The sequence below is a fragment of the Actinopolyspora mortivallis genome, assembly GCF_003001495.1.
GTDB lineage: Bacteria > Actinomycetota > Actinomycetes > Mycobacteriales > Pseudonocardiaceae > Actinopolyspora > Actinopolyspora mortivallis_A.
In genome coordinates this window covers 86,614-98,967 of sequence record NZ_PVSR01000001.1, presented here as the reverse complement: position 1 = coordinate 98,967, position 12,354 = coordinate 86,614, and the positions used below count along the sequence as shown (strand labels likewise).

The window sequence follows — 12,354 nt, the reverse complement described above, 5'->3', positions numbered from 1 at the left end:
GCAGCCGTCGCTGTCGTCTGTTCCGGCTAACATTGATGGTGGACCGAATGGGGAGCTGGCGTGAACGATCTCATCGATACCACCGAGATGTACCTCAAGACCATCTACGAGCTTGAGGAAGAAGGACTCGTGCCGCTCCGGGCCCGCATCGCGGAGCGGCTGGAACAGAGCGGACCGACCGTCAGCCAGACGGTGGCGCGCATGGAACGGGACGGGCTGTTGTCGGTCGCCGAGGACCGGCACCTGGAACTGACCAAGGCGGGACGGGCACGCGCCATCGGGGTCATGCGCAAGCACCGGCTGGCCGAGCGACTGCTCGTCGACGTCATCGGCCTCGAATGGGAACACGTACACAGCGAGGCGTGTCGCTGGGAGCACGTGATGAGCGAGGCGGTGGAGCACAAGCTCATCAACCTGCTCGGCAGCCCGAGCACCTCGCCCTACGGGAATCCCATCCCCGGACTCGACGACCTCGGGGTCGGAGAGTCCGCGCCGCTGGTGGACACCGAACTACAACGTGTGGACGAGATCGCCCGCAACGGTGGGGGACGCGCTCTCGTGTGCCGGATCGCCGAGCACGTGCAGCTGGATCCGGAACTGATGAACGCGTTGAAGTCGGTGGAGGTCGTCCCCGGCAAGGACGTGGAGATCCTCTCCGTGGTGGGCAGCAACAAGCCCATCGACGTCCGCGGCGCGGGCGGGACCACGCAACTTCCCCCGGCCACCGCACACGCGGTGTTGGTGCGCCCGCGGTGAGCTCGCCGGGGGAGAACGCCGCGGCCTTGTTCGCGGCGGAGCACGGGACGCCTCCCGAGGGTGTGTGGTCGGCTCCCGGTCGGGTCAACCTGATCGGTGAACACACCGACTACAACGCGGGCTGCGTCCTCCCGTTCGCCCTGCCCTACCGCACCGCCGTGGCGGGACGACGCAGGAGTGACGGGCTGCTCTCGGTGACCAGCCGGGGTTCGGACGGAACGCCCCACCGTGCGGGGAGCTTCCCGATCTCCGAGCTCGTCCCCGGAGAACCGGCCGGATGGGCCGGTTATCCGGCCGGGGTCGCCTGGGTGCTCCGGCAGGAGGGGTTCGAACCGCCCGGGGCGGACCTGGTCGTGTCCGGGGACGTGCCGAACGGGGCCGGACTCTCCTCCTCCGCCGCGTTGGAGTGCGCGACGGCGCTGGCGCTGCTGGACACCGTGGACCGTCCCGTGGACGGGACCTCGGCGCCGCCGTTGGAGGAGGTGGCGCGCTGGACCTGTCGTGCCGAGAACGAGTTCGTGGGTGCCCCCACCGGCCTGCTCGACCAGACCGCCTCGCTGCGCTGCGAAGCGGCCCACGCCCTGTTCCACGACGTCCGATCCGGGCGGAGCCGACAGGTTCCCTTCGACACGAGCGCCGCCGGGCTGGAGGTCCTGGTCGTCGACACCCGGGTGCGGCACTCGCACAGCGAGTCCGGTTACGGGGACCGCAGGCGGGGATGCGAGCGGGCGGCCGAGCTGCTCGGTGTGTCCGCGTTGCGTGAGGTGGGCGCCGACGATCTGGACGACGCCCTGGGAGGACTTCCCGAGTCGCTGCGTCCGCTGGTGCGCCATGTGGTCACCGAGAACGACAGGGTGTGGGCGACCCTGGACCGCCTGCTTCACGGCGCGTGGAAGGAGGTCGGCGCCCTGCTGACCGCCTCGCACCGCAGCCTTCGGGACGACTACCGGGTTTCCTGTCCGGAACTCGACCTCGCGGTCGACGTCGCTCTCCGCGAGGGCGCGCTGGGGGCCCGCATGACCGGGGGTGGTTTCGGCGGTTCGGCCATAGCGTTGGTTCCCGTCGCGGAACGTCCCCGGATCGAGCGGGCCCTGTTCGAGGAGTTCGAACGCCGGGGTCGGAGCGTGCCGCGCCTGTTCTCCGCCGTTCCCTCGGCGGGGGCCGGTCGGGAACGCCCGTAGCTCTCCGGGACTCTCCGGCGGTCCCGGGGGACTCCACCGGGGCCGATAGGTTGGCGGGGACCGTTCGGCACGTCCGGCTCGGAACCTCAGCGGGCCGGAGGTCGCCGGGACGAGTGAGGAGACCCCGGAGAGGAGAACACGGTGAAGCTGCTGGTTACCGGAGGAGCCGGGTACGTGGGAAGTGTCTGCGCCGCCCGGCTCCGCGAGTCCGGTCACGAGGTCGTGGTGCTGGACGACCTGTCCACCGGCCACGCCGACGCCGTCCCCGAGGGCTGTCGCCTGATAACCGGGGACGTGGCCGAGCGGGCCGGGGAGGTGCTGGCCGAGGGGTTCGACGGGGTGCTGCACTTCGCCGCCAAGTCCCTGGTGGCCGAGTCGATGCGGGAACCGGCGCTGTACTGGGAGGGCAACGTGGTCACCACGTTGCGTCTGCTCGACGCGATGCGGGAACACGGTGTTCGCCGGATCGTGTTCTCCTCCACCGCCGCCGTGTACGGGCAACCCGACTCGGTTCCCATCACCGAGGACGCTCCCACCCGCCCGACCAACACCTACGGAGCCACCAAACTGGCCATCGACCAGGCCATCGGGTCCTACGCCTCCGCCTACGGGATGGCCGCGACGAGCCTGCGCTACTTCAACGTGGCCGGGGCCCACGGCGGCCTCGGGGAGCGGCACGCCGTGGAGACCCATCTCATTCCGATCGTGCTCGACGTCGCCCTCGGCCTGCGGGAGCGCGTGCACATCGCGGGGGACGACTGGCCCACCCCCGACGGCACCTGCGTGCGGGACTACATCCACGTGCGAGATCTCGCGGAGGCGCATCTGCTGGCCCTGGAGAACTCCGTTCCGGGTGAGCACCGGATCTACAACCTGGGCAACGGCACCGGCTTCTCCGTCCGTCAGGTGGTCGAGGCCTGCCGGTCCGTCACGGGTGAGCCGATCCCCGCGGAGACGGCCGAACGCAGGCCCGGGGACCCGGCCACGCTGGTGGCTTCCAGCGAGCGCGCCCACGAGGAGCTCGGATGGCGTCCGCGGCGGTGCGAGATCGAGGAGATCGTGCGCGACGCCTGGGACTTCGCGCGTGGCCGCCGCGAACAAGAGGTCTGATCCGCCACCGGCAGCGGGGTCACCGCTGGTGGTCAGCACTCCTCGTGGTCGATCATCATCCGTGCGTCGGCCGCCGTGTCCCGGACGATCTCCGACAGCGTGTCCGGCCCCATCCCGGCGTCGAGGGCCCGCCGCAGCAGTTCGCCGAGCCGGTGGGCCGGTCGGGTGCGCTCGGCCCGTTCCAACGCGACGTTGGCCAGGGCCCCGTCCCCGCGCAGATAGGCGGAGAAGGCCAGCAGCACCGCCACGTCGGCGACCTCGGGCTCGGGGGCCTTGCGCACCAGGGTGAACCAGAGCTGCTCGGCCGCCCGCGCCCTGGAGGTCAGGGCCGTGCCCATCGCCAGGTCCCGGACACGGTAGTCGGACAGCGCCACCAGCACCCGCAGCAGGTCCTCCTCGGTGAGCGGTTCCCCGTGTTCCGTGCGTCGGATCGCGGCGAACACCGCCTCCACGTCGGCCACGCACATGTCGGCGAGGCCACGGTGGGGATCGGCCTCGTCCTGGAGCAGGTTCAGTCGCGCCGACCAGCGGGCCAGGGTCTCCGGGGACTCGGGGGCTATCGAGGCGGCGAGTTCCTCCCGGTTCGGGAAGGTCACCGCGCCGGAGACGGTCAGCAGCGCCGCCACCGGCGAGCTCCCCGGATCCGGGACGGTTCCGCCGCTTCCGTCCGTGTAGCGGTGCCACACCCCACCGGCGCGCACCTCCGGTGTCCACAGGGCCTGGACGAGTCGGATCCCCTCCTCCTCCAACGCCGCGCGGAAGGCCTCGACCAGCTCCCGTCGGGGAAGAGCCCGGTCGTCCCCGTCTTCCGGGCTCGTCGGGACCGGGGGGATGTGCTCCTGCGGAGAGGCTCCTCCCACGACGGTCACCACCGCCGCGGTGGGGGCGTCCCGCGCCACCGGCCCCCGCACCAGCGCGGTGGCCACCTCGGAGCTTCGCCGCGTCGAGGGCAGGTCGATCCGGGCGGTCATTCCCACCCGAGTGGCCTCCGTCGTGCCGTGCAGGGTGGTCACCACCACGGACTCGGAGGGGTAGAAGCCGATCAGGTGGGGAATCGCTGCCACGAACTCGGCCGGGTCGGACAGTCGGACCGTGTGTTGTCTCGCGGAAGAACTCATACTCGCCGTATCGGTGCGGTGGCTCCGCCGCGGACATCGGCGATCGAGGTGGTGGTGGACAGCTCGGGACCACGTGGAGAACTCGGCGGTCCCGCCCGTGCCCGGGGTGCGCGGAACCCCGGGCACGGGCGGGCGGTTTCCTACCGGAACACCCCTCGTCCGGCCACGGCGGGAACCACCAACCGGCTCCGCGCCAGGTCGAGGTTCAGCTCGGTGCCCGCGGTGGGGCGCAGGGTGTAGTCGTGATCACTGGAGAGCACGACCAGTCCGAGCTCGTGCCCCCTCGGAAGCACGTGGTCGTCCGGCATCATCTCCACGGTGATCCGGTAGCGCTCGCCCGGTTCGACCGGGACCGTACGCTGCCGGGACCCACGGTTCTGCGGATCGGTCCACCCACGGGTGATCGGTTCGACCGAACCGTCGGGGGCACGGTCGACCAGCATCGCGGTCACGTTGGCCGCCGGGCTGTCGAAGGACAGGGCCAGCCGGGCCCGTACCGTTCCGCTGATCCGCACCGGCCTGGGGACCCCGTCGGTGAAGTAGGACAGCCGGTGGGGGGAACGCCGTGCACGTGCCAGCTCCTCGGCTTTCCTGCTGGGGTCGTCACGCAGGCTCTCCACCACTCCCCGGGGAACCGGCCCGGTGGGAGTCAGACCACCCCGTTCCCGTCCGCCCGGTGTGGGGGTCAGGCGTGTCTTCCTGGCACCGGGAGCCGGCCACTGCCGTTCCCGGTGCCAGCTGCCGTCGGCACGCTGGATCGTCACCGGCGGCTCGGTGGTGACCCCGTTGTCCACCCCGTGCAGGTAGTGGGTGAACCACCGGTTCAACGTCCGCAGCCACTGCCGCCCACGAATGTCGATCGGGTCGCGGTGCCCCTGCTGGTGCCACCAGATCCGGTGCTGCACGCCCTGCTCCCGCAGGGCGCGGTACCACTGCGCCGCCTGCTTCGTCTTGACGTTCCAGTCGTCGAGCCCGTGCACCGACAGCACCGAGGCCCGGACCCCGTCCACGTCGTCGAGGTAGTCGCGTTCCTCCCAGAACGCGTTGTAGTCCCCGGTCAGCCGGTCCTGTTCCCGCCGGAGGCGCTCCAGCGCCCGCTCGCAGTCCCGGCCGTTGGTGTGCACGTACTCCGCCAGGACGTCGGTGTCCTCACCCTGGTAGCCGCCCGGTGCGACCACGGCACCGTCCGCCCGGTAGTAGTCGTACCAGCTGGAGATGGCCCCGATGGGCACGATCGTCTCCAGGCCCTCCACGCCCGTGGTGGCCACGGCGTTCGGCAGTGTGCCGTTGTAGGAGACCCCCATCATCGCGACCCGACCCGTGGACCAGTCCGCACGGACCGGCCCGCCGTCCACGTCGTGCCCCGGGGCCCGGCCGTTCAGCCAGTCGACCACGGACTTGGCCCCGAGGGTCTCGTTGCGCCCACCCGAGGTGGGGCACCCCTCCGAGGATCCACTGCCCAACGACTCGGCATAGACGACGGCGTATCCCCTCGCCAGCAGGAAACGCTGGTACGCCCAGTCGATCGCGGCCTCCGAGGACCGCGGGGAGCTCCGCCCGCCGCCCCACGCACGGGCGTCGATCCCGTCGGGCACGTACAGCTCCCGGTCCACGTCGTGGTTGGTGACCGGGTTGCCGCCGGCGAAGTAGGGGCTGGCCCGGTAGACGACGGGAACACGCATCCCCCGTTCCGTCTCTCCGGGACGAACCACCTGGACGTGCACCCTGTCGTCACGGCCGTCGTGGTCGCTGTCCACGTCGGCCGTCACGAACAGGTCCTCACGCACCGCTTCGGACGGGTCGAACACCGGCTGTGCGGCCCCGTCCTCGATCACGGGCGCGGGCGGTTCCGGTTCGGCACCGGCCGGGGGAACACCGAGCAGCGGCAGGGCGATCACGGCGGAGAGAAGAGCGGTTCGCGCTCGCCACATGAAGACTCCTGATCGGATGTTGACGGACGATCAGCAGCCTGCCAGTCGGCACACCCGTGTCAACGACACCGCGCGGCGGCTTTCGGACACGGCGTGTTCGAAAACCCGCCGGGGACGGTCACGGCCCGACGCGACGACGGGGAGAGACCGAAAAACGGGGGCCGGCCGTGCCGACCCCCGTTCCTCCGGGCACCCGTGCGCGGCTCCGCCGCACACGGCGCCGAAGCCGCGCCTCAGCTGCAGCCCGAGGTCGCTCCGCAGCCCTCGCAGAGGTAGCACGAACCGGAGGGACGCATCTTGGTGCCGCAGGTCATGCACAGCGGCGCGTCGGCCGCCTTGCCCAGTTTCAGCTCCAGCAGCTCGGTGGAACTTCCCGCCTCGGTGTCGTCGCCGGGATGCTGCACCACGGGCCTGGGCTGCGCGGAGTGCTCGACCGACTCACGCATCGAGTCCAGCTCGTTCTGCTCCTGGCTCACGTCGGCACCGTTGACCTGCTCGGTACGTTCGGCTGCGGTGAAGATCCCCAGCTGGGCCCGCTTCTCGTAGGGCAGGTGGTCCAGCGCGAGCCTGCGGAACAGGTAGTCCAGCACGCTGCTGGCCATGCGCACGTCGGGGTCGTCGGTCATGCCGGCGGGCTCGAAGCGCACGTTCTGGAACTTGGAGACGTAGAACTCCAACGGAATGCCGTACTGCAGACCGACCGAGATGGACATGGAGAAGGCGTCCATCACACCGGCCAGTGTGGAGCCCTGCTTGCCGAGCTTGATGAAGATCTCGCCGAGCCCGTCGTCCGGGTAGGAGCCCGCGTGCAGGTAGCCCTCGGCGCCACCGACGGTGAACGAGATCGTCTGGCTCGGACGCTTCTTGGGCAGCCGCTTGCGGACCGGGCGGTACTCGATCTCCTTGCCGGCCTGCTGCTCACCCCGTTCCTTGTCGCCGTTGCCCGCCGACAGCGGCTGGCCGACCTTGCAGTTGTCCCGGTAGATGGCCAGTGCCTTGAGGCCGAGGCGCCATCCCTCGAAGTAGATCTCCTGGACGTCCTCGACCGTGGCGTGCTCGGGCATGTTCACGGTCTTGGAGATCGACCCGGACAGGAAGGGCTGCACAGCGGCCATCATGCGCACGTGCCCCATCGGGGCGATCGAGCGCTCGCCCATGGCGCAGTCGAACACCTCGTAGTGCTCCGGCCGCAGGCCGGGGGCGTCCACCACGTGACCGTGCTCGGCGATGTACTCGATGATGGCCTCGGCCTGCTCGTCCGGATACCCCAGTGCCCGCAGCGCGCGGGGCACCGTGCGGTTGACGATCTGCATCGAGCCGCCACCGACCAGCTTCTTGAACTTGACCAGTGCCAGGTCCGGTTCCACGCCGGTGGTGTCGCAGTCCATCATCAGACCGATGGTGCCGGTGGGGGCCAGCACCGAGGCCTGGGCGTTGCGCCAGCCGTGCCGCGCACCGATCTCCAGCCCCTCCTGCCACACCTGGGTGGCCAGATCGTGGATGTCGGTGTCGTTGCGGTGGTAGGTGCGCACCAGGTCGTTGGCGGCCGCGTGCTTGCGCATCACGCGCTGGTGGGACTCGGCGTTGCGCGCGTAGCCCGCGTAGGGTCCCACGGCCCCGGCCAACTCGGCCGAACGCTTGTAGGCGGCCCCGGTCATCAGCGAGGTGATCGAGGCGGCCAGTGCGCGTCCGCCGTCGGAGTCGTAGGCGTGGCCGGTGGCCATCAGCAGCGCACCGAGATTGGCGTAGCCGATTCCGAGCTGGCGGAAGTCCCGCGTGGTGCGTCCGATCGCCTCGGTCGGGAAGTCGGCGAAGCAGATCGAGATGTCCATCGCGGTGATCACGATCTCGACGGTGCGCCGGAACAGGTCCGCGTCGAAGGTCAGGTCCTCGCGCAGGAACTTCATCAGGTTCAGCGAGGCGAGGTTGCAGCTGGAGTTGTCCAGGTGCAGGTACTCCGAGCACGGGTTCGAGGCGGTGATCCTGCCGGACTCCGGACTGGTGTGCCAGTCGTTGATGGTGTCGTCGTACTGGATGCCCGGGTCGGCGCACTCCCAGGCCGCCCTGGCCATCCTGTTGAACACGTCCCTGGCCCGGACGGTGTCGGTGACCGAGCCGTCGGTCCGCGCCCGCAGGGAGAACTGCCCGTCGCTCTCCACCGCGCGCATGAACTCGTCGCTGACGCGCACCGAGTTGTTCGCGTTCTGGTACTGCACCGAGACCATGTCGGAGCCACCGAGGTCCACGTCGAACCCGGCGTCGCGCAGCGCGCGGATCTTGTGTTCCTCCCGGGCCTTGGTCTCGATGAACTCCTCGACGTCGGGGTGGTCGACGTCGAGCACGACCATCTTGGCCGCCCGGCGGGTGGCCCCTCCGGACTTGATGGTGCCGGCCGAGGCGTCGGCCCCGCGCATGAACGAGACCGGTCCCGACGCGGTTCCGCCGGAGGACAGCAGTTCCTTGGAGGAGCGGATGCGGGAGAGGTTCAGGCCCGCCCCGGAGCCGCCCTTGAAGATCAGCCCCTCTTCCTTGTACCAGTCGAGGATCGACTCCATGGTGTCGTCGACCGAGAGGATGAAGCAGGCCGACACCTGCTGTTTGGAGCTGGTGCCCACGTTGAACCACACCGGCGAGTTGAAGCTGAACACCTGGTGCAGCAGCATGTAGGTCAGCTCGTGCTCGAAGATCTCCGCGTCCGTCTCGGAGGCGAAGTAGCCGTGTTCGACCCCGGAGCGGACGTAGGTCCTGACCACCCGGTCGATGAGCTGCCGCAGACTGTTCTCGCGCTCGGGGGTTCCGAGCGCACCCCGGAAGTACTTGCTGGTGACGATGTTGACCGCGTTCACCGACCAGAAGTCCGGGAACTCGACGTCACGCTGCTCGAAGTTCACCGAGCCGTCACGCCAGTTGGTCATCACGACGTCACGACGCTCCCAGTTCACCTCGTCGTAGGGGTGCACTCCCTCGGTCGTGTAAACACGCTCGACCCGGATCCCCTCCGTACGGGCTCCTGCCTCCGACTCCCCTGCGGAGGCCGGACTACCGACGGTCTCTGTCATGGCGTGACTCTCTCCCTCGTCGCTCGCTCTCCTGGTGCCACCGTCCGGGCTCCCCGTCCGGCTCGGTCGCGTCTTCCGCTGCTCGGGCCCGCCCCCCTGGTGGACCGCCCTCTTGCGTTTCGCCGCCCTGTTCCGGCGGCGTGCCGCACCCCGTCCCGGTTTAGGCATTCGTGCTCGCTTGGTTCTCCGCTCCGGAGGTGTCCCCCGTATCGACCCGTTCCGCCCCGGCGTTGCCGGCGGTGGACGTGACCTCATCAGGGCTGCCGCCGCGCAGGTCGGCGATCTCCCGCTCGAAGTCCTCCACGGAGGTGAACGAGCGGTACACGCTCGCGAAGCGCAGGTAGGCGACCTCGTCGAGGTCCCGGAGGGGTCCCAGGATCGCCAACCCCACCTCGTGACTCGGCACTTCGGGCATTCCCAGGGAGCGGATCGTCTCCTCCACCCGGTGCGCGAGCTGTTGCAGGGCGTCCTCCTGGACCGGACGTCCCTGGCAGGCACGACGCACCCCCCGTACGACCTTGTCGCGGCTGAAGGGTTCGGTCACCCCCGAACGCTTCACCACGGTGAGTACCAGTTCCTCCACCGTGGTGAACCTGCGACCGCACGCCGCGCAGGAACGCCTGCGACGAATGGACTGCCCCTCCTCGACCTCGCGCGAGTCGACGACGCGGGAGTCGTCACCCCGGCAGAACGGACATCGCAACGCGAGTCATCCTCTCGACACAATCGGTCAACCACCGATGCGCATCACGCAACACTGATGCCGGCCGGACAGTCGGCACGATGTGACCCGAATAACCACCCTGTGGGCAGTATACCCAAGCCGTTGATTAATTACATCAATGAAACTACTAGATGTTGTGGTCGACTGTATCCCCCGGCCCCATCCTAAGCAAATCGGGGTCCGGCGTTCCGACGACTCGCCGAACAACCGGCACGCGAGGGGCCAACCGCCGACAACGACGCGACGACCGCCCGAGGCACACACGGCACACCGGTTGTCCGACACACACGGAACAGGCGAGAGGGACGACCCGAGATCACACGGGAGTCCCCTCCGGCGGCTCCCGCCACCCACCCGGCGGAACACACGGGAGGGGGATCGGAGCACGCTGGAGACCCCCGAAAAATACCGCGCCCACCGCCGCAGGCGGCGAGGCGTCCCCCACCGCGAAGAACACGGAAAACCCGAGGTCAGCAGCACTGTCAACGACCGTTCGCAGCGGCCCTGTCCCACGCCCGTGTCGGGGAGCACCCGCTGGGACGAGCGAGAGGTCCCGCACTCCGCGAGACCGACCGCGGGACAGCGCGGGGATCCCCGGCACGCTCCGGGGGCGTCGAACTGGTGTTTGATCTCCTCCCCCGGGCCGTCTACCGTGGAAACCGGTCAGCGCTCGCGCACAGTGGTGGACAGGAGGTTCCGACGGTGAACCACGCGCCCGATCCCTCCGCGTCCGGCACTTCCGAGGTGGAACACTCCGGAACGGAGCCCTCCGACGGAACCGAGCTCACCTCCCGGCAGCGCCGCGTACTCGACACGGTCCGCGACTGGATGCACGAGCACGGATACCCACCGAGCGTGCGGGAGATCGGCGAGGCCGTGGGACTGACCTCCACCTCCTCGGTGGCCTACCAGCTGCGCGCCCTCGAACGCCGGGGGTATCTGCGCCGCGACCCGCACCGCCCGCGCACGGTCGGTGTCCTGACCACCTTGGACGAGACAGTCTCCCCGAGGGGGCCGGAACCTCCCTCCCCGAAGGAGCCCGCCCGTGTCCCCCTCCTCGGACGCATCGCGGCGGGTGGGCCGGTCCTCGCGGAACAGTCCGTGGAGGACGTCCTCCCGCTCCCCCGGGAGCTCGTGGGCGAGGGGCCGCTCTTCCTGCTGAGCGTGGTCGGGGACTCCATGACCGGCCTGGCCATCACCGACGGTGACTGGGTGGCCGTCCGCCAACAACCGGACGCGGAGAACGGCGACGTGGTCGCCGCGATGATCGAGGGGGAAGCCACGGTCAAAACCCTCAAACGCACCGAGGAGCACGTCTGGCTGCTGCCCCACAACGACAGCTACGAACCCATCCTCGGCGACGAGGCCACCATCCTGGGCAAAGTGGTGGCGGTGCTGCGCAGACTCTGAGAACGCCGGAGGCGGAAGCCGGTGGCCTCAGCGGCGACGCCGCGAGGCCGCCGAGAGCACACCCAGCACGACGAGGAGCACCCCCACCGCCAGGGCGGCCCTGCCGGGAAGGAGCTCCCCCGCTCGTCCACCGTCTTCGGCGGAGCTGCCTGAACCGTGGGGAGCCCGCGCCCCCTCCATCCCGGAGTCCCGCGTCCGCCCGTCGGCGAGACCGAGGGCGTTCGGGACGACGTTCACCGGCCCGAGCCGCTCCGAGGCCGACAACAGATCACCTCCCGGTGTGAACGCGACCGCCTCCCCCTGGGGTTCTCCCGGCAGCGGGATCCGCAGAGGATCACGGGCGAGGGTCTCCGCAACACCACCGGAAACCGGGTACAGGTACACCTCCGTGTAGGTGCGAACCGCCAGGACCTCGTGTTCGGCGCTCGTCGCCGCCCCGGTGACCGCCACAGAACCGAAGGCACTCGGCACCGGGCCGCCCGGGGTGTCCGTCGGTTCCAACCGCAGCGTCGTCACACGTTCCAGCTCCACCGGGCGCCGTTCGTCGAGTTCCCCCACGGGCCTGTAGACCCCGGCCGTGCCGAAAGGGTTCTTGGTCACCACGTGGGGAACGCCGTCCCGTCCGAGCAGCAACGCCTCCGCGTCGTGCGGACCGTCGGGGTAACGCATCCGGTAGAGCCGAGCCGGTCCACCCTCCGGGGAGACCACGTGCACGGCGATCGTGTCCCGACGTCTGCTGTTGTCCCCCGTGTCGGCGACCCACAGCCTGCCGTCCGGGGAGCGGGCCAGGTCCTCCACGTCGTAGGGGTCCACGTTCCAGTGGTACGAGTCCACGACCGAGCAGTCCCGAGGACTCATCTCGTAGACCCGCAACCGGCTGCCCCCGTCCGGCACGGCGTACCAGCCGTCCGGCCCCGCGACCAGGCCGGACAACTCGCTCAGTCGCTCGTCCCGGGGTGTGCAGTGCACCCTGGTGGGCACGGCTTCGGCGGCCGGCACCTCCCCGGAACGGGCGATTCCCCGCCCGCTTGCGGCGAGGACCGAGGTCGTGACAACCAGGAGCAC

General features: G+C 69.9%; 9 protein-coding genes. 4 read left to right on the top strand and 5 right to left on the bottom strand.

Annotated features, from left to right (window positions below; genetic code table 11):
• Window positions 1-60 precede the first annotated feature (60 nt).
• The 3 genes from CEP50_RS00435 (at window position 61) to galE (ending at window position 3,047) form a co-directional block, all read left to right on the top strand.
• Entirely contained in the window at window positions 61-756 is a 696-nt protein-coding gene (locus CEP50_RS00435; protein ID WP_106111921.1) for a metal-dependent transcriptional regulator, read from the top strand.
• On the top strand, window positions 753-1,937 hold the full coding sequence (galK, locus tag CEP50_RS00430; protein ID WP_106111920.1) for a galactokinase: 1,185 nt from the start codon (window positions 753-755) through the stop codon (window positions 1,935-1,937). The genes CEP50_RS00435 and galK overlap by 4 nt, the downstream gene beginning before the upstream one ends.
• 141 nt (window positions 1,938-2,078) lie before the next feature.
• Complete coding sequence (galE, locus tag CEP50_RS00425; RefSeq protein WP_106111919.1) at window positions 2,079-3,047, top strand: UDP-glucose 4-epimerase GalE; 969 nt, start codon at window positions 2,079-2,081, stop codon at window positions 3,045-3,047.
• A 32-nt stretch (window positions 3,048-3,079) separates the two neighbouring features.
• On the opposite strand, the gene CEP50_RS00420 is transcribed toward galE, so the two are convergent.
• From CEP50_RS00420 to nrdR, 4 genes are all read right to left on the bottom strand, one after another.
• Complete coding sequence (locus CEP50_RS00420; protein ID WP_106111918.1) at window positions 3,080-4,165, bottom strand: DUF4192 domain-containing protein; 1,086 nt, start codon at window positions 4,163-4,165, stop codon at window positions 3,080-3,082.
• Window positions 4,166-4,305: 140 nt separating this feature from the next.
• Window positions 4,306-6,096 (bottom strand): Xaa-Pro dipeptidyl-peptidase, encoded by a 1,791-nt coding sequence (locus CEP50_RS00415; protein WP_106111917.1) that lies wholly within the window; start codon window positions 6,094-6,096, stop codon window positions 4,306-4,308.
• A gap of 233 nt (window positions 6,097-6,329) precedes the next feature.
• Complete coding sequence (locus CEP50_RS00410) at window positions 6,330-9,155, bottom strand: vitamin B12-dependent ribonucleotide reductase (protein WP_106111916.1); 2,826 nt, start codon at window positions 9,153-9,155, stop codon at window positions 6,330-6,332.
• A 160-nt stretch (window positions 9,156-9,315) separates the two neighbouring features.
• Entirely contained in the window at window positions 9,316-9,858 is a 543-nt protein-coding gene (nrdR, locus tag CEP50_RS00405; RefSeq protein WP_106111915.1) for a transcriptional regulator NrdR, read from the bottom strand.
• 723 nt (window positions 9,859-10,581) lie between these two features.
• Between nrdR and lexA the strand changes: the two genes are divergently transcribed.
• Entirely contained in the window at window positions 10,582-11,289 is a 708-nt protein-coding gene (gene lexA / locus CEP50_RS00400) for a transcriptional repressor LexA (protein WP_106111914.1), read from the top strand.
• 27 nt (window positions 11,290-11,316) lie between these two features.
• On the opposite strand, the gene CEP50_RS00395 is transcribed toward lexA, so the two are convergent.
• Window positions 11,317-12,354, bottom strand: coding sequence for a hypothetical protein (locus CEP50_RS00395; protein ID WP_258174615.1), 1,038 nt, complete (start codon window positions 12,352-12,354; stop codon window positions 11,317-11,319).